The sequence below is a fragment of the Thalassospira sp. SM2505 genome, assembly GCF_054901115.1.
Map to the genome: position 1 here is coordinate 3,028,439 of NZ_CM142731.1, position 17,252 is coordinate 3,045,690.

Here is a 17,252-nt window from a genome sequence, read left to right on the forward strand (position 1 = left end):
CTTTTTAAATCGATTCAATTTGGCGTGCAAATTAAAATCTGGCCGATCAGCATCGCGTCCTTAAACCGATGCCTTTTGTTTGGACAGTGCCCGACCGAATTCGATTTCGCGCACACGTTCCAGCTCGGTCATCCAACGTTCAAACATGTCATCCCGTTCAAGCTGAATGGCATAGTGACGCTGAAGGGCCGCGGTAAGGCGCCCTTCACGACCCAGCATTTCGTCGGCAAAGGCAATCATCACCGAATTTGGCCATGCGATCGGCCGCATCTCGCGAATGGTGGTGAATATGCTGTCTTCATCCCGGTCGGGTTCGACCTGTGCCATCAGGGCAATCATGGCTGCGGTTGAGCGCGACACACCCATATGACAATGCACCAGCAAGTGACCATCCCGGCGGTCCTGATGACTGGCTTTCAGTTCTTCGCCAAAGGCGAGAATGGCCTCGACATCCGCACGCGTCGGTGCCGGGCGGCCTTCCTTGTCGTCAATCACGTCATGGAAGCGTAAAATGGTGCGTTCATGCGGGTCGAAATCGCCAAAGATGGTCGGGTCTTCACGGTCGGGATCAAGCACGGACAGGACGTGGGAAACCCCGTGATTACGGTGGGTTGGTAATTCATCAATGCCACAGATGGTCAAACGGGTAATCGCAATCGGCTTCATTTTCGTTTCCTGTCATATTTCATTTCTTATTCGGCCCTATCAGAGCACAAGAAAATGAAAAAACAAGGGCCGACACCCGTTAAAAGTGCCAGCCCCTGAATTTTTCCAAAGCGACACCACGATTTGCGTCGCCTTGTCCTTATGATCAGAACCGTTATTTCGCGCGATTTACCGCATGAATGTTCAGCATTTCCCACGCCATGGTTGCCCCGGCCAGAGACGTGATGTCCGAGACATCAAATGGCGGGGAAACTTCAACCACGTCACTGCCGATCAGGTTCACATGACCGGCAAGACCGCGCAGGATCGACACCGCCTGATGGCTGGTAAGGCCGCCCAGAACAGGCGTTCCAGTCCCCGGTGCATAGCACGGATCAAGGCCATCAATGTCAAAGGTGATATAGGCCGGGTTGTTGCCAACCGTGGCTTTGATCTGCTCGACAATGGCGTCAATCGACATCGACTGAACTTCCGGTCCATAGATGATGTTATAGCCGTGCGTCGATTCATTGTGGGTTCGGATACCGACCTGAATGGATTTCGACGGATTGACGATGCCCTTTTTCGCCGCATGCCAGAACATGGTGCCATGATCGATGCGGTCGCCATCATCTTCCCAGGTATCGGAATGGGCATCGAACTGAATCAGGGAAATGCCATCACCATATTTTTCGGCATGGGCCTTGAGGATCGGATAAGTGATGAAGTGATCGCCCCCAATCGTCAGCATCTTGGCGCCCGACTGCACGATATCACGCGCATGATCCTCGATCATGTCGGGCAGTTTCTCCGGATGGCCCGGATCAATCACCATATCGCCGTAATCAATGACGGCGAGTTCGGCAAAGATATCGCGACCGGACGGGAAATGCGGTGCCCATGCAAGGTTGGTCGATGCACGACGCACGCCTTGCGGGCCAAGACGCGTGCCCGGACGGCTTGAGGTCGCCAGATCATAGGGGATGCCTGTTACAGCAACATCAATGCCATTCAGGTCGCGCGAATAACGGCGGCGCATGAATGACAGCGCACCGGAATACATCGGTTCGCTGGTGTTCTGATGCACGGATTTTGCAGTAAAGGCGTTATCACCGCCCTTGGTGTCAATGACCCCGGTGCTGCTCATTTAACTTGTCCTTCTCACTTCCCGGTATCGTTCTCCGGACCGCCTGCCCTTCAGGGGTCGACGGAGAACCTTACGCGTCGCCCAGTGCAATCCAGGTCGACTTGATTTCACAATATTTATCAAGCGCATGCAGCGAACGGTCGCGACCGGTGCCAGACTGTTTGTAACCACCAAACGGCATGGTGATTGACCCACCGTCCCAGCAATTGACCCAGACAAGACCGGAACGCAGTTTCTTTGCGGTCATATGTGCCTTGTTGATGTCGCGCGTCCAGACTGCTGCTGCCAGACCATATGGCGTATCATTTGCGGTCTGAACAGCCTCTTTCCAGTCCTTGACCGAAATAACCGACAGAACCGGGCCAAAGATTTCTTCCTTGGCAATCGTCATGTCGTTTTTGATACCGTCAAACACGGTCGGCTCAACATAATAGCCACCAGATTCGGTACGGACACGCTTGCCACCGGTGCGCAGAACGCCGCCTTCGGCAGAGCCCTTTTCGATGTAACCCAGAACACGGTTCATCTGGCTTTCATCAACAATTGCGCCCATCTGGCTTTTCGGGTCAAGCGGGTCACCCGGCTGCATTTTTGCACCCGCTGCGATGACCTTTTCGATGAATTCGTCCTTGATGGTTTCTTCAACGATCAAACGCGAACCGGCCGTGCAGACTTCACCCTGATTATAGAAGATGCCACCAGCAGCGGCCGCCGCAGCTGCATCCATATCCGGGCAATCAGCCAAGACAATATTCGGGCTTTTGCCACCGCATTCAAGCCAGACACGCTTCATGTTGGACTGACCGGAATACTGCAAGAACAGCTTGCCGACCTCGCCCGAACCGGTAAAGGTCACGCAATCCACATCTTCATGAAGGCCAAGCGCCTTGCCCGCCGTCGGGCCAAAGCCCGGAACAACGTTCAGGACACCTTCGGGGATGCCTGCCTCGACCGCGATTTCCGCAACACGAAGAGCTGTCAGGGGCGACTGTTCGGCTGGCTTGAGGATGATCGAGTTCCCCATCGCCAATGCCGGGCCCAGTTTCCATACGGCCATCATCAGCGGGAAGTTCCACGGTACCACAGCGGCAATAACACCAAGCGGTTCGCGGGTGATCATGCCGATCTCGTTGGTGCCGGACGGCGAGATTTCGTCATAAATCTTGTCAATCGCCTCGGCGTACCAGCGGATGCATTTGTAAGACAGCGGAATGTCATCGCGCGCGGCAAGCGTGATCGGCTTGCCCATATCAAGGCTTTCAAGCAAGGCCAGTTCGGCCGCATTCTTTTCCAGAAGGTCTGCAAAATGAAGCAGGATTGCCTTGCGCTTGGCCGGGGCGGCTTCGGACCAGCTGCCTTTTTCAAACACGGCACGGGCCGATGCCACGGCACGATTGACGTCCTCGACATCGCATTCGGCAACCTTGGTCAGCACCGACCCGTCACGCGGGCTGATACAGTCAAAGGTTTTGCCCGATGCCGCATCGACATAGGCACCGTTGATGAACGCCTTGTTGCGGATATCAAGGGCGGCAGCCTGTGCGGTCAGTTGTTCAAAATTCAACGGATTGGTCATCGGAAGTCTCCTGACGGATGGCGCTTATGGGGCCTTGTTCAATTTCGGTAATCTGGTCGGGCATTCTGCCCGGATAATCATTTGATCATGTGATCATGTGATCAATATGACGGCGGTGTCGCAGCACTGACGATTTCGCATTCCCCGTCCCCGACATTGCGGAAACGGTGCGGTATTTCGGCATTGAAGTAATAAGCATCACCGGGACCAAGAACCTTGACCCTTTCACCCACCGTGACTTCAAGTTTGCCGCGAACGACAACACCGGCTTCCTCGCCCTTCTGAACGATCAGGTTATCGCCGGTATCCCCGCCTGCCGGATAGGTTTCATGCAGCACACGCAATTTACGATCCTTGCGTGATGCGCCGACAAGACGCATTGACATCGTCCCGTCGGAAAGTTCGACAAGCTCTTCTTTTTTAAAGAAAATTTCTTCACCATTGTCGAGATCAATGGTGAAGAAATCAATCAGGCTCATCGGGATGCCTGCCAATACCTTGGCAAGGCTGTCAACAGACGGGCTGACCCGGTTTTGTTCGATGGTTGAAATCGTGCTGTTGGTGACACCGGCACGTCGTGCCAGCTCACGTTGCGACAGCCCATACATGCTGCGCACGGCCTTCAACCGATCTCCTACCTTTTGTGACATTCCCGTCGTTTCCCTATCGAACGTTTTCTTATGTTTATGTGCGATCAGACAGCGTCAAGGTACCAGCGATATTCAAGCTGGGTAACTTCGGCAAAGAATTCGTCATATTCCGCGCGACGGCAGATATCGAAGACTTCGACAAACCGTTCACCCAGATAGTCCTTGACGATATCGCCTTCAACAAACCGGTCGAGTGCTGAAATCATGCTGCGCGGAACAATCCGCCCGCCATGCTGTTCATAGCCATTGCCAACGGTCGGTTCACCCGGATCAAGTTGGTTTTTGATGCCGTGATGCATGCCCGCAAGAACACAGGCCAAAACCAGATACGGGTTGGCATCTGCCCCTGATACACGATGTTCAACACGGGCGGCTTTCGGGCTGCCTGCGGGAATACGAAGTGCAACAGTACGGTTGTTAAGTCCCCAATTCGGCGACATCGGCGCATAGGCCTTGTTCTGGAACCGGCGGAAAGAGTTCGGGTTCGGCGCAAAGATCGCCATGCTTTCAAACATGGCTTCCTGCAGGCCACCAATTGCAAAGCGCAGATTGTCCGAAACTTCTTCATCCCCGACCGGCGACAATACATTGTTGTCGTCCTTGTCACGCAACGATACGTGAACATGAAGACCGTTACCGGCCTGATCGGAATATGGCTTGGCCATAAAGGTCGCGGTGACCCCATGATCCCAGGCAATGCCCTTGACCACGCGTTTGAGCTGCATGGCATGATCTGCTGCCAGCATCGGATCAGTCACATGACCAAGATTGATCTCGAACTGGCCGGGGCCGGCTTCGGCCACGATGGTATCGGCCGGGATGCCCTGACGGTTGAGTTCGGCCACCGCATCATGAAGGACTTTTTCAAAATCCTCGATCTGTTGCAGGCCGTAAACCTGAACACCGTCCGACGCAATCCCGCCGCCAAGCGGTTGTGGCGGCAGCGGTTCGGCGGTTTTTTCATTCTGGTCGGCAAGATAGAATTCAAGTTCAAGTGCGACAGTCGGGTACAGACCGTCTGCGGCCATCCGGTCAACAACGCCCTGAAGAACGTTGCGCGGATCGGCAAAGAACCGGGTGCCGTCAAGATTGTGCAGGCTCATCATCACCTGGGCGAGCGGCAATTCACCATAAGGGACAAGACACAGGGTTCCCGGGATCGGTTTTGCCAGATTGTCCTGGTCACCGCTCGACCAAAGAAGTCCCGTACCTTCCGGGTTGTCACCGGTGATATCCACCAGACACATCGAACCGGGTAAAGTCACGCCTTCGGTAAAACTTTTAAGAAACTTTTGTTTGCTGATTCGCTTGCCGCGAAACACGCCGTTAATGTCGGGAATGAGCAACTCAACAAGTTCGACATCAGGATTTTCTTCAAAGAATCGTTGGGCTTCTGCCCTACTGTCTTCGACGAACGACTTGTTCATCGTCTTATACTCCCAGAAAAGGCCTATTATTAAAGCAATTGCGCCTGTCTGCCATCGTGCCGTGCCGGAATGCGCCGGTCAAGCCCCTTCGTTCGATATATCGTGCAAATCATGCAGTGCAAAAAGACGCAAGACCCTCAAACATCTCTTGCCCCCGGCATGAGGTACATCGACCACATAGCGCCAAAACCAACACAGAATACTGAAAAAATTTGTCGAAAAATCCTCTTGCAAAGGTGTTCAAAAAAACGAACACTAAATGCAGATGTTCAACATATCGCACAAAAGCAGACCAGCATCGCTGTCAGGAGACGTTATGAATAATTTCGACAAAACCGCCTATTGGCAGGACATTGACCAGGCACACCACCTTCATCCGTTCACCGATACGGCGGACCTGAATAATCGTGGCACCCGGGTTATCACACGTGCCCAGGGCGTATTTATCGAAGATTCCACTGGCAAACGCTATCTTGATGGCATGGCGGGTCTGTGGTGCGTCAATATCGGCTATGGTCGCAAGGAACTTGCGGATGCGGCCTATGCCCAGATGCAGGAACTGCCCTACTATAACAACTTCTTCCAGTGCGCGAATACCCCGGCGATCGAGCTTTCCAAAGTTCTTGCCGAAATCACGCCAGAAGGCCTCAACCACGTATTTTACGCCAATTCCGGGTCGGAAGCCAATGACACGGTCGTTCGTATGGTGCGCCAGTACTGGAAACTCAAAGGCAAGGCCGAACGCACCTATATCATCAGCCGCAAGAACGCCTATCACGGTTCGACCGTGGCCGGTGCGTCGCTTGGCGGCATGTCGGGCATGCATGCGCAAGGCGGCCCGATGCTTCCCGATGTTGTTCATATTGATCAGCCCTACTGGTATGGCGAAGGTGGCGATTACACGCCCGAGGAATTCGGCCTGATTGCGGCCCGCAAGCTTGAAGAGAAAATCGAGGAACTTGGCGCAGATCGCGTTGGTGCCTTTATCGGCGAACCGATCCAGGGTGCGGGTGGCGTGATCATTCCGCCGTCGACCTACTGGCCGGAAATTCAGCGTATCTGCAAGAAATACGACATTCTTCTGATTGCCGATGAAGTCATTTGCGGCTTTGGCCGTACCGGGAACTGGTTTGGTTCTGATACCTTTGACATCAAACCCGACCTGATGCCGATGGCAAAAGGCATGTCGTCAGGTTACCTTCCGATTTCGGCCGTCATGGTTGGTGATCGCGTTGCCGATGTTCTGATCAATGAATGTGGTGAATTCACCCACGGCTTCACCTACTCCGGTCACCCTGCATGTGCCGCAGTCGCACTGGAAAACATCCGCATCCTGCGCGACGAAAAAATGGTCGAACGTGTCAGGGATGATATCGGCCCGTATTTCGCCAACGCACTCAAGACCCTTGAAGACCACCCGCTGGTCGGTGCGGTTGAAACTGTTGGCCTCATTGCCGGGATGCCGCTGGTTGATGACAAAAAAACCCGCAAAGCTTTTGACAAGCCGGGCACGGTTGGCACCATTTGCCGTGATGCCTGTGTGGCCAACGGGGTGATCATGCGCGCCTGTGGGGATCGCATGGTTCTTTCGCCGCCGCTTTGCATCACACGTGATGAAGTCGACGAGCTGGTCAAACGCGCCCGTGCTGCCTTTGACGAGACGGCAAGGAAAATCGGTAAAATGTAAAAACCGGCTTGATCTGAATTGAGTAAATGACACAAACACCCGGCGGTATCATGATCGCCGGGTGTTTTCGGTTTACGCCCGTGTTCCTTGCCCAAATACCAGCCCCATTACCTGACAGAGTGCGACATGCTCAAACGTCTTTATCAGCCGCTTGCCTATCAGACCCAAACCATGCCCGACAGTTACTGGGCGGCAAGTGCCGGTCCTTTGCCCCGATGTGAAACGCTTCTCGCTGAAGGCACGTTTAAAACCGGTGTTGCGATTATTGGCGGTGGCTATACCGGGCTTTCGACCGCGTTGGAGCTTGCCGAGAACGGGGTCGAGGTTGCTGTTTTCGATGCCGGGCGCAGTGGCTGGGGCGCTTCGGGCCGTAATGGCGGATTTTGCTGCATCGGTGGCAGCCCGCTTAGCTATGCCGAACTGGGCTTACGCTTTGGCGAGGACGAAACACGCCATTACGCGCGGCTTCAACGTCAATCCATCGAACTTGTCGCATCCCGCCTTGATGACTGGGGCATTGATGCGGATCGCCATTCCGATGGTGAAGTCGTTCTGGCCCATAAACCAAACCGTATCGCAGAGCTTCATGAAGAAGATGCGCAACATGCGCATTTCTCCGATATCGATTGTCAATTTCTGACCCGCGAACAATTGCATGAACGTGGCCTTGTTGCGGCTGACACCTATGGCGGTTTGCATGTCAAAACCGGGTTCGGACTGCATCCGCTTAAATACCTTGCCGGTCTGCATCAGCAATGCCTTGCCAAAGGTGTTCGGATATTCGAACAGGCGATGATCGAAGACCTGATAGATACTGGCACAGGCTATGACCTTCGGTCCGGAAATACCCGTATTTCGGCACAAAAGGTTGTCATCGCGACCAACGGTTACAGTGCGGAAAACCTTCCCGACTGGATTGGCGGGCGTTTGATGCCGGTCTTTTCCGGGATTCTGGTAACCCGACCGCTTTCCGATGATGAACTTGCCGAACAGGGCTGGACCAGCGATCTGATGGCCTATGACAGTCGCATCCTTTTGCATTATTTCCGCAAATTGCCTGATAACCGCTTCATGTTTGGTGGTCGGGGCGGCATTACCGCGACGCAATCGGCCTTTGATGCTGGCAAAAGGGATCTTTTGCATCATTTCGATCGCATGTTCCCGGCATGGCGGGATGTTGACATCACCCATCACTGGAACGGGCTTGCCTGTCTGTCACAATCCTTCCGGCCCTATATTGGTCGCGTACCGGGCCATCGCGAGGTCTGGACCGGGCTTGGCTGGCATGGCAATGGCGTCGCCCTTGGCAGCCTTGCCGGGCAGATGTTGGGCAAACAAATCCTTGGCACCGGAAAACCGTCCGATATCGGAACCATTCTTGGCACCCCGCCAGACCGGTTCCCGCTTTCGCGGTTCCGCCGCCTTGGACGCAGCCTTGCCTATCGCTATTACGGATTACGCGACAGATTTGCGTAATGGCCCAAACTGACCTATGTCATGTCGCGGCGATATGCTTTCGGGCTATTGCCGCGATCACATCACAACCCGGAACGAGCCCGCATTCAGATGTCAGACCAACCGACCCTTGCCGAAATCAAGGAGCGCCGCGAAATCGCCACCCGTCGTATCAAGGAAGATACCGGGATCGATCAGGACATGATCAAAAATATCGTTCATGGCTTTTACGCCAAGGTCCGCGATGACGCGATGCTGGGCCCTGTCTTTGATGAAAAGGTCGAAAACTGGGATCATCATCTGGATCGCATGGTGATGTTCTGGTCATCGGTGGCCCTTGCCACGGGCAATTATGATGGCCGTCCGATGCAAAAACACCTGTCGCTTAAGATCACCCGTCATCATTTTGACCGCTGGCTCGAACTTTTTGCCCAGACCCTGTCGGAATATTGCGAAGAACCCGCCGCCCGCCATTTCATGGAACGCGCCCTGCGCATCGCATCAAGTTTCGAGATCGGCATCGCCGCCCATAATGGCGTGATCCTTGGCAAAGGCGAACGCTATGATCCGGTGTCAAGCTGGGATCCGGAAGACAGCAACACCTGAGCCCGTCAAAGCTTGTCGCGGATCGAGTACCACAACATCGCCGCGACCAGCAGCGGAAAGCGCAATGACTTTCCGCCCGGGAAGACCGGGATTTTGATGTTCGACATCACATCAAACCGGTCCATGGTGCCCGCCACCGCATCGGCCATGATCTGTCCGGCCAGGGTCGCCATGGCAACACCATGTCCGGAATAACCCGATGCGGTGAAAGTGTTGTCGTCGATCTTGCGGAAGAACGGCATGCGGTTCATCGTAATCGCCAATGTCCCACCCCAGCCATAATCAATCTTCACGTCTTTAAGCTGCGGATAGACTTCCAGCATATGCGGCGACACAAAAGATTTGATATCGCGCGGGAAGGTATAGCCATATGTCTCCCCGCCGCCAAACAACATGCGTTTATCGGCACTTAGCCGGTAATAGTTGATAACAAACTTTGAATCGGCGACCGCCACATCATCACGGATCAGCTCGCGCGCCAGATCATCGCCCAGCGGTTCGGTAGCGATGATGAAATTGTTGATCGGCATGACGCGCCTGGCCACCCGGTCATCGAGCGCATCCAGATATCCGTTACAACCAAGGATCAGCTTGTTTGCGCGAACAACCGCGCCATCCCGCGTTTTGACCGTAACCTTGCCTGCCTGATTTTCATAGGACGTGACAAAGGCCCCCTCAAATATCCGGGCACCGGCACGACGGGCCGCGTCAGCAATCCCGAGTGCGAAATTCAGCGGATGAATATGGCCCGCTCCCATATCAAGCGACCCACCGTGATAGAACTCGGATCCGAGCATCTCGCGCATCTCATCGCGATCAACGGCCCGGATCTGGTCATAACCATATTCGGTCTGAAGCTTGTGGGCATATTCATGGGTTTCAGGGACAAAGCGCGCACGATGATCGGCATGTAGAATGCCCGGTTTCCAGTCACACTTGATGTCGTGCTTGGCGATCAGCGACTTGACGATGTCCTTTGACTGTTCGGCAATGTCCCAGAGTTTCTTGGCATCCGCGCGCCCGACCATCTTTTCCAGATCGTCCTGTTCGCGGCGCTGGCCCGATCCGACCTGACCACCATTGCGGCCCGAAGCGCCCCAGCCAACCCGGTGCGCTTCAAGCAGGACAACGTCAAAGCCGCGTTCCGCAAGATGCAGGGCCGAAGACAAACCGGTAAAGCCCCCGCCGATCACGACAATGTCGCAGGTTTGATCCCCCTCAAGCTTTGCAAATTTTTCGGTAGGATTTGCGGTGGCTGCATAATAGGACGCCGGATAGATGCCGTCCTTGTCATTGGCCGTCAGCAGATTGGGGGTAAACACGAGGAATCCTCATTTTCGTTGTTTATCGTCGCCCTATCCTGCCCGAACAGGCCCATCTATCAAGGGAAAACTGCCCGTTTTCGGCATGGTCTGGCGCATTTCGCCAATTATGCCAAAACAGACAACCCAAAGGGAAAAGGATTGCGCCAACCCGCACCCAAAACGCGATAAATGCCAGTCGGTTTTAAGCAAAGTCAGATGCCACATCCCTAGGCACCTTGCGTAACCGCCTCGACCATGCGCAACGCGGTTTTGGTTGCCGCACAGCCGCCGCGCGCCGTACAGCGCAAATCCGGATGCATCATCGCGCCGATCTTGACGGTCTGATCGACCAGTTCGTCATATCCCAGCACCGCATCAAACCCGGCAAGAACCGCCATTGCCGATGAAAAGGCGTGCGAAACACCTGCAACATTACGGGCATGGCACGGGATTTCAACATCTCCGCCGACCGGGTCACAGACAAGGCCCAGCGTATTCATCAGACACATGCTTGCCGCATCAAAGCATTGCCTTGCCGACCCACCATAGGCCTGCGCGACACCGGCAGCCGCCATTGCCGCCGACGCCCCGGTTTCCACCGAACAGCCGCCACATTCTGCGGCAAAGGTTCCGCGTGCGGCAAACACCGCGCCGATCAGAGCCATGACCTGAAGGGCATCCGTCGCCCCTTCGATATCAATGCAGTGACGGATCAAGCCATAAAGCGTTCCGGGCACCACACCCGCACTTCCCGCCGTCGGGGCAGCACAGACCAGACCGCGATTTGAATCACGTTCCATCGCCGAAAGCGCACCGGCAATTGCATCCTGAAGTACTGGCCCGCCAAGACCGCCGGGCAAATTGGCGTCACGCACCTTGCGGGCCCGCAAGGTGAGGAACCGCATCACGTTGTCTTCGGGTTTGGCATCAAATCCCTCGGCCACGACACGCAACATCAATTCACAGCGTTCACGGAACAGAATGCGTGTTGCCTCACGCGAAAGGCCAAGACGCCTGGCCTCAAGGGCCAAGGCCGCATCAGCAATTGATCCGCCTTCGTCCTGATCGGCAACCGCAATCACCGCGTCACTGGTTGAAAACAGATCATCCATTGCGCAGACCGGGTATTGTGACGCATCGGCGAACCGTACATCACGAACGTCATCACGTGCCGCAATCCCGGCCAGACAGTCGGCGGACGGCACGGATTGCAGGGAAATCTCGACGCGGTTGTGCTTCTGATCGACCGACATCCCCAAAAGCCTGTTCTCACCAGTTGCAAGAAGGCTTGCAATTTGGTCGGCATCAGATACCGCGCCCTCGCCCCAGACAAAAACAGTCGCTGTTTTACCGGTCATAAACAGGGCTTCGCCATTCATCCTGTCGATGTAATACATCCCGCCACCAACCGAGGCACCGGTATAGATATCTGTCCGTGCATCCCCGTCCCGACCACGCAGGATCAGCTCAAGGTCCACCCGGTTGGGATGGTTATTGTTATCAAGTTCGGTGACCTCGACCGCGAAATGAAATCCTTCGCCGCGCTCCACCCGACCCAGAATTTCGCGGTAATCGGCATCGGTCAGCTTGGCCCCGTAAAGCCCGGCAGCAAAGTTTTCATCCGAGCTTTGCGCCTTGTAGCACGGGGCAAAAGACCCGCGCGGATCAAACCGCACCACCGCCTTTTCAAGAACCTCGCCGTTCGAGCACGAAAGTTCGCGGACAAGCTTTGCCATCATATAGGGTGCTGCACAGTGCGAACTGGACGGTCCGCGCATGACGGGACCGATGACGGAATTAAGCAGGCTGATTTCTTGCATGGCGGTACTTCTTGATTGGCGCTGTATGTCGGATTTTGCGGGATAATTGCATACAATATGCCATGATCATCACCCGCCTTTGATGCGAATGCAATCACCCAAAACAAAATCCCGGTCGGTGAACAAACACTGACCGGGATCGAAATTCGATTATCGTGAAATCTTCTGCCGATTAACCGCATCGCGATGCGCGGTATCTTTATTTGTATGACAAATAAAATCAGCCACCGGTCACGGGCGGGAACAGGGCAATCTCGCTGGCTTTGGTGACATCGGCATCAGGCGTTGAATATTCCTGATCCACCGCGACGCGGATGATGGCGGGATCGGCAAGCGCATCCGCAAAGTTCGCCCCCCGCCCCGGAAGCCAGACAAGAAGGTCTTCGACGGTTTTAACATCATCGGGAAGATCAATGTCTTCCTCGCCAAAACCGATGCGGTCCTTGACCCACGAAAAATAGACCAGTTTCATTTGCAATCCTGATGACTGATTTGAGTTTGGCCCATGCTTGCGCAATCACTGCCAAGACGCAAGTCCCCAAAACCCAGATCAATCCACCGCAACGCTATCTATCCACATCGCCAAAAGCCCTTAGGGGGGCATGCGGCAGCTTGCATCTTGATAGGTTCTAATTTTTCACATATATAATAAGAATCACCTTACAAAAGTGATAGTGTCTTATAATTAATGCATCTAGGGAGGCAAGAGATGACACGTAAGATCACCCGTCGTTGGGCGCTGGCAACAGGTCTGGCCGCAATCGGAACTGTGGCACTGCTTGGATTTGGAAATCCGGCGGTTGCCCAAGACAAGACACAGCTGCGTTTTTCTGCCGTTTTCTCGGAACAAGACATTCGCGCTGACATGATGAAGCAGTTTTCGTCAGCACTTGGTGACAAGTATAATGTTGAACTGTATTACGGCGGTAACCTGTTCAAGCAGACCACCGAGATTCTTGCGATCCAGCGCGGGAACCTTGAAATGGGGAACGTATCCCCGCAGGACATCGCAACGCAGGTTCCGGCATTTTCCATCCTCAGCTCGGCATATCTGTTCCGTGATGCGGATCATATGCGGAAATTCTTTGCCAGCGATGCTGGCACTGAAATGAAGAAGATGGCCGAAGATCAACTGGGTATTCACATCCTTGGCCCGACCTATTTTGGCACACGTCAGGTCGGCCTGCGGACAGATCAGAAAATCAACACCCCGGCAGATATGGGCGACATCAAACTGCGCATGCCCGGCGGTGATGCATGGCAGTTTCTGGGCAAGGCACTGGGCGCCAACCCGACCCCGATGGCCTATGCAGAGGTTTACACCGGCCTTCAGACCGGTGCCATTGACGGTCAGGACAACCCGCTGCCAAACGTTGAAAACATGAAGTTCTATGAAGTCATGAAGCAAATCGCCCTGACTTCGCATCTGGTTGCTTATGACTTGCTCGTCGTGTCATCCAAGGTTTGGGATGGATTAAGTGCCGACGAACAGGCGGCCTTCCAGAAAGCAGCGGATGACGCCATCAACTGGAGTCAGGAACAGCACCTTGCCCGCGAGCAGAAACTTGCGGACTTCTTCAAGGAACAGGGCCTCGAAATTTATACTCCGGACGTTGCTGCATTCCGTGCCCACGCACAGAAAATGTATCTGGATTCCGATCTTTCCAAAGATTGGCCGGAAGGCATGCTTGATCGCATCAACGCGATGTAAGTTTTACTAACCGTTTATCCACTCCAAAACCGTGCGCAGGGAAGCTTTCCCTGTGCACGCAAACCGGAAGTCAAGACATGTCTGACAGGATCAGAATGATCGGCGCCTGGCTCCATCGTCGAGCAGAGAACATTGCCGCCTTGATGCTTGCCATCATGTTTGGCGCCTTCATTGTCCAGGTCGCCTTTCGATACTTGCTGAACTTTCCGATTGGTGGCGCATCCGAACTCACCATCATCATGTGGCTCTGGATTGTTCTCTGGGGTGCTGCCTTTGTTCTGCGTGAAAGAGACGAGATACGCTTTGACATAGTCTATAGCGCAGTGCCCGCAAAAGTTCGCCGTGTGATGACCGTTTTGTCGGCACTGGCCTTGCTGTTTCTTTATGGGGTGTCTTTCCCTGCGACGTGGGATTTCGTGACCTTCATGAAAATTCAGGACACGTCATATCTTGATATCCGTTTCGATTGGCTATTCTCGATCTACCTGATTTTCGCCGTTGCCATTCTGGTTCGGTATGTGTGGATTTTGATTACTGCGTTACGCGGGCAAAACACCTCTGAAAACCCGGCACACCTTTCCGATACGGATACCCATTCATGAGTTTCGTTGATCCCTTTGCGCTTTGCGTCATTTCGATTGTGTGCCTTTGTCTTCTGGGCCTGCCCATCGGGCATGCGATGATTGCCTCTTCTATTCTGTATCTGATGGTCTCCGGACTGGATATGGGGACAGCATCAGAGCAACTGCTCAATGGCATGTTTTCGAGCTATATTCTGCTAGCTGTGCCTTTGTTCATTCTTGCCGCCGAGCTGATGAATTCGGGCAGCATGACTGTTCGCCTGCTTGCTTTTTGTAACGCTGTCGTTGGTCGTTTCCCGGGTGGTCTGGCGTTGGTCAACGTCGTTCAAAGCATCATTTTCGCCGGCATGTCCGGCTCTGCCATCGCGGATGCTGCTGGCACGGGTAAAATGATGCAACGCATGATGACCGAGGATAACAAGTATCCGCCAGCATTTGCCGCCGCACTGACAGCCGCATCTGCTGTCATCGGTCCGATTATTCCGCCATCCATTCCGATGGTTGTCTATGCGCTCGTTTCCGATGCATCGATTGGATATCTGTTTCTGGCGGGTGTCATTCCCGGCGTTATTATGGGGCTTTTTCAGGCCGGTTACATCGTAACATCCGCCCGTCGGCGCAAGTTCCCGATCGAATCTCCTGTCCCGCTAAAAGAGTTACCCAAGGTTACGCTAAATGCCTTTCCGGCCTTGTTGATGCCGGTTGTTCTGCTGGGCGGGATTTACGGCGGCATTACCACCCCGACAGAAGCCGCCGCGATTGCAGCTCTTTACGCATTGCTGGTTTCGACAATCCTTTATCGCAGCGTAAACCTGAGCGCCCTTTATCATTCGCTTCTTTCAAGTGCGCGCACAACGACATCAATCGGCATGCTGATCGCCGGGGCGATGGTGTTTAACTATGTCGTGACTGTTGAAAATATCCCATCAAGCCTCAGCACATGGCTGGGCGGCTTTGACCTTTCACCAATGGCATTCCTTTTGATGGTGAATGCCATCCTGCTTGTCCTTGGCTGTCTGCTGGAAGGGACGACCATTCTTCTTGTGATTGTCCCTGTCTTCATTCCAACTGCAAACATGCTTGGTGTTGATCTGGTTCATTTCGGTGTGATCTGCGTGATCAACATCATGATTGGCCTGATCACCCCGCCGTATGGATTGCTGCTGTTCGTGATGACGGCAATTTCAAATCGTCCGCTGCGTGAAATTTCCCGCGAAATATTCCCGTTCCTGATCGCAATGCTCGGCGCATTGCTGTTGTTTACTCTGGTGCCCGAGATTGCGCTCTGGCTTCCCAGAGCATTTGGCTACAAAGGTTAAGAGGACCACCATGTCTAAGCCCATTTTTGTTTTAAACGGCCCCAATCTTAACCGGCTTGGTCGTCGTGAACCGGAAGTTTATGGTTACACGACCCTGGCCGACGTGGAAAAAATGTGCCGCGCTGCGGCTGGCGATACACCGCTTGAGTTTCGCCAAAGCAACTCCGAAACCCAGCTTATCGAGTGGATACATGAGGCAACCGACACGGCATCGGGCCTGGTTTTCAACCCAGCCGCCTATACGTTCACGTCGATGGCGATCATGGATGCGTTGAAGATGTTTTCCGGTCCGGTAATTGAATTCCACATTACCAATATTCACCGTCGCGAAGAGATGTATCACCATTCGCTGATGTCGGGCGTTGTCACAGCAGTGATCGCCGGACTTGGTGCCAAGGGCTATCCGACTGCTATCGGCGCGCTCAAGGAAATGATCTCAGAACAGGAAGCAATCCCCGCCTAGGCGGGGATTTTTCCTGTGCCAAGAACGTGATTAAGACCACTTTCAACATGGCTGGTCAGAAGCTTTACCGCAGCTTCGACATCGCGTTCGATGACAAGATCACGCAACTTTGCATGTTCATCAGCGGCTGGCTTGCCACGGAAGTCCAGAACCAGCATATGATAGCGCAGAAACCGGTCAAAGGCCGTTGAATGGGCCGCCATCATCGCAGGTGACTGGCATGCCGAAATGGTCGCATGGTGAAACTCCCAATCCTGCTGAACCCATTGTTCCACCTGACTGAGATCACCTTCGATCAGCTTGGTTTCAACCACTTTAAGCATATGATGCGAAGAAACAACGCGCGCTTCCCATTGCAGGTCTCCTGTTGCAATAGACTGTCGCAAGGCATGGGTTTCGAGCAACAGACGCAGTCCCGCAATATCACGAAGCCCCGCCTCGGAAACGCCTGTCACCTCAAATCCGCGCTGGCCCTCGGCAATTACAAATTCCTCGGCCGCGAGCCGGTTCAAAATTTCGCGAAGGGTTGGAACCGCTACTCCGTACTCCGCCTTGAGCTTTTCAAGTTTAAGCTTTTGCCCCGGGGCCAATCTCCCCCGGATGATATCGGATCGGATGTTACGAAAAGCGACTTCACCAACGGTTTCGTTTTCGCGTGCGACGAAAAATGATTTTTGTTTCATAGATGCAAGTTTCTCAGACTGCTTATTAACTTAGCTCTTTAATCTTTTACCAGACAATCATAAAAATATAAGATAAATTTATCAAAATGCATTTTTTGACGATAACCTTCTGTTATACATTATTATTTTATGTCTCGAGATGCCCTCGAGATGCCATTGTATGAGGAAAATCCACGGC

At 53.8% G+C, this 17,252-nt stretch carries 16 protein-coding genes; 7 read left to right on the top strand and 9 right to left on the bottom strand.

Annotated elements, in window-relative coordinates; translation table 11 throughout:
• Window positions 1-60: 60 nt before the first annotated feature.
• From ACTU44_RS14280 to ACTU44_RS14300, 5 genes are all read right to left on the bottom strand, one after another.
• A complete protein-coding gene (locus ACTU44_RS14280) occupies window positions 61-666 on the bottom strand; it encodes a tyrosine phosphatase family protein (protein WP_114097322.1) in 606 nt (201 codons plus the stop codon).
• Window positions 667-820: 154 nt separating this feature from the next.
• Window positions 821-1,792: an agmatinase gene (speB, locus tag ACTU44_RS14285; RefSeq protein ID WP_114097321.1), complete on the bottom strand. Its 972-nt coding sequence runs from the start codon at window positions 1,790-1,792 to the stop codon at window positions 821-823.
• A gap of 70 nt (window positions 1,793-1,862) precedes the next feature.
• Window positions 1,863-3,368, bottom strand: a complete 1,506-nt coding sequence (locus ACTU44_RS14290; protein ID WP_462095723.1) for an aldehyde dehydrogenase — start codon at window positions 3,366-3,368, stop codon at window positions 1,863-1,865.
• Window positions 3,369-3,469: 101 nt separating this feature from the next.
• Window positions 3,470-4,018 (bottom strand): cupin domain-containing protein, encoded by a 549-nt coding sequence (locus ACTU44_RS14295; RefSeq protein ID WP_114097319.1) that lies wholly within the window; start codon window positions 4,016-4,018, stop codon window positions 3,470-3,472.
• A 44-nt stretch (window positions 4,019-4,062) separates the two neighbouring features.
• Complete coding sequence (locus tag ACTU44_RS14300; protein WP_114097318.1) at window positions 4,063-5,445, bottom strand: glutamine synthetase family protein; 1,383 nt, start codon at window positions 5,443-5,445, stop codon at window positions 4,063-4,065.
• A 316-nt stretch (window positions 5,446-5,761) separates the two neighbouring features.
• On the opposite strand from ACTU44_RS14300, the gene ACTU44_RS14305 reads away from it, so the two are divergent.
• From ACTU44_RS14305 to ACTU44_RS14315, 3 genes are all read left to right on the top strand, one after another.
• Window positions 5,762-7,132, top strand: a complete 1,371-nt coding sequence (locus tag ACTU44_RS14305) for an aspartate aminotransferase family protein (protein WP_462095724.1) — start codon at window positions 5,762-5,764, stop codon at window positions 7,130-7,132.
• Between the two features lie 126 nt (window positions 7,133-7,258).
• Window positions 7,259-8,608, top strand: coding sequence for an NAD(P)/FAD-dependent oxidoreductase (locus ACTU44_RS14310; protein WP_462095725.1), 1,350 nt, complete (start codon window positions 7,259-7,261; stop codon window positions 8,606-8,608).
• 90 nt (window positions 8,609-8,698) lie between these two features.
• On the top strand, window positions 8,699-9,193 hold the full coding sequence (locus ACTU44_RS14315; protein WP_462095726.1) for a group III truncated hemoglobin: 495 nt from the start codon (window positions 8,699-8,701) through the stop codon (window positions 9,191-9,193).
• A gap of 5 nt (window positions 9,194-9,198) precedes the next feature.
• On the opposite strand, the gene ACTU44_RS14320 is transcribed toward ACTU44_RS14315, so the two are convergent.
• From ACTU44_RS14320 to moaD, 3 genes are all read right to left on the bottom strand, one after another.
• Window positions 9,199-10,515, bottom strand: a complete 1,317-nt coding sequence (locus ACTU44_RS14320; RefSeq protein WP_462095727.1) for an NAD(P)/FAD-dependent oxidoreductase — start codon at window positions 10,513-10,515, stop codon at window positions 9,199-9,201.
• 209 nt (window positions 10,516-10,724) lie between these two features.
• Window positions 10,725-12,317 carry an L-serine ammonia-lyase, iron-sulfur-dependent, subunit alpha gene (locus ACTU44_RS14325; RefSeq protein ID WP_462095728.1) on the bottom strand — a complete coding sequence of 531 codons (1,593 nt, stop codon included), beginning with the start codon at window positions 12,315-12,317 and terminating at the stop codon, window positions 10,725-10,727.
• A gap of 220 nt (window positions 12,318-12,537) precedes the next feature.
• Window positions 12,538-12,789, bottom strand: coding sequence for a molybdopterin converting factor subunit 1 (gene moaD / locus ACTU44_RS14330; RefSeq protein ID WP_114097310.1), 252 nt, complete (start codon window positions 12,787-12,789; stop codon window positions 12,538-12,540).
• A gap of 237 nt (window positions 12,790-13,026) precedes the next feature.
• Here moaD and ACTU44_RS14335 point away from each other — a divergent pair, with 237 nt between their 5' ends.
• The 4 genes from ACTU44_RS14335 to ACTU44_RS14350 all read left to right on the top strand — a co-directional run bounded on the left by ACTU44_RS14335 (window position 13,027) and on the right by ACTU44_RS14350 (window position 16,391).
• On the top strand, window positions 13,027-14,028 hold the full coding sequence (locus tag ACTU44_RS14335; protein ID WP_114097309.1) for a sialic acid TRAP transporter substrate-binding protein SiaP: 1,002 nt from the start codon (window positions 13,027-13,029) through the stop codon (window positions 14,026-14,028).
• A 77-nt stretch (window positions 14,029-14,105) separates the two neighbouring features.
• Window positions 14,106-14,630, top strand: a complete 525-nt coding sequence (locus tag ACTU44_RS14340; RefSeq protein ID WP_114097308.1) for a TRAP transporter small permease — start codon at window positions 14,106-14,108, stop codon at window positions 14,628-14,630.
• Window positions 14,627-15,928: a TRAP transporter large permease gene (locus ACTU44_RS14345; protein WP_114097307.1), complete on the top strand. Its 1,302-nt coding sequence runs from the start codon at window positions 14,627-14,629 to the stop codon at window positions 15,926-15,928. Before ACTU44_RS14340 ends, ACTU44_RS14345 begins: the two co-directional genes overlap by 4 nt.
• 10 nt (window positions 15,929-15,938) lie before the next feature.
• Entirely contained in the window at window positions 15,939-16,391 is a 453-nt protein-coding gene (locus tag ACTU44_RS14350) for a type II 3-dehydroquinate dehydratase (protein ID WP_462095729.1), read from the top strand.
• Here the strand turns inward: ACTU44_RS14350 and ACTU44_RS14355 are convergent.
• Window positions 16,388-17,074: a GntR family transcriptional regulator gene (locus tag ACTU44_RS14355; RefSeq protein WP_114097305.1), complete on the bottom strand. Its 687-nt coding sequence runs from the start codon at window positions 17,072-17,074 to the stop codon at window positions 16,388-16,390. The genes ACTU44_RS14350 and ACTU44_RS14355 overlap by 4 nt on opposite strands.
• Window positions 17,075-17,252 lie beyond the last annotated feature (178 nt).

What these genes read in the sequence shown, in the direction of transcription:
- ACTU44_RS14335 (WP_114097309.1), top strand. Translation starts at nt 13,027, where the DNA reads ATGACACGTAAGATCACCCGTCGTTGGGCGCTGGCAACAGGTCTGGCC.
- ACTU44_RS14300 (WP_114097318.1), bottom strand. Translation starts at nt 5,445, where the DNA reads ATGAACAAGTCGTTCGTCGAAGACAGTAGGGCAGAAGCCCAACGATTC.
- ACTU44_RS14290 (WP_462095723.1), bottom strand. Translation starts at nt 3,368, where the DNA reads ATGACCAATCCGTTGAATTTTGAACAACTGACCGCACAGGCTGCCGCC.
- ACTU44_RS14310 (WP_462095725.1), top strand. Translation starts at nt 7,259, where the DNA reads ATGCTCAAACGTCTTTATCAGCCGCTTGCCTATCAGACCCAAACCATG.
- ACTU44_RS14305 (WP_462095724.1), top strand. Translation starts at nt 5,762, where the DNA reads ATGAATAATTTCGACAAAACCGCCTATTGGCAGGACATTGACCAGGCA.
- ACTU44_RS14355 (WP_114097305.1), bottom strand. Translation starts at nt 17,074, where the DNA reads ATGAAACAAAAATCATTTTTCGTCGCACGCGAAAACGAAACCGTTGGT.
- speB (WP_114097321.1), bottom strand. Translation starts at nt 1,792, where the DNA reads ATGAGCAGCACCGGGGTCATTGACACCAAGGGCGGTGATAACGCCTTT.
- ACTU44_RS14295 (WP_114097319.1), bottom strand. Translation starts at nt 4,018, where the DNA reads ATGTCACAAAAGGTAGGAGATCGGTTGAAGGCCGTGCGCAGCATGTAT.
- ACTU44_RS14345 (WP_114097307.1), top strand. Translation starts at nt 14,627, where the DNA reads ATGAGTTTCGTTGATCCCTTTGCGCTTTGCGTCATTTCGATTGTGTGC.
- moaD (WP_114097310.1), bottom strand. Translation starts at nt 12,789, where the DNA reads ATGAAACTGGTCTATTTTTCGTGGGTCAAGGACCGCATCGGTTTTGGC.
- ACTU44_RS14350 (WP_462095729.1), top strand. Translation starts at nt 15,939, where the DNA reads ATGTCTAAGCCCATTTTTGTTTTAAACGGCCCCAATCTTAACCGGCTT.
- ACTU44_RS14280 (WP_114097322.1), bottom strand. Translation starts at nt 666, where the DNA reads ATGAAGCCGATTGCGATTACCCGTTTGACCATCTGTGGCATTGATGAA.
- ACTU44_RS14325 (WP_462095728.1), bottom strand. Translation starts at nt 12,317, where the DNA reads ATGCAAGAAATCAGCCTGCTTAATTCCGTCATCGGTCCCGTCATGCGC.
- ACTU44_RS14340 (WP_114097308.1), top strand. Translation starts at nt 14,106, where the DNA reads ATGTCTGACAGGATCAGAATGATCGGCGCCTGGCTCCATCGTCGAGCA.
- ACTU44_RS14315 (WP_462095726.1), top strand. Translation starts at nt 8,699, where the DNA reads ATGTCAGACCAACCGACCCTTGCCGAAATCAAGGAGCGCCGCGAAATC.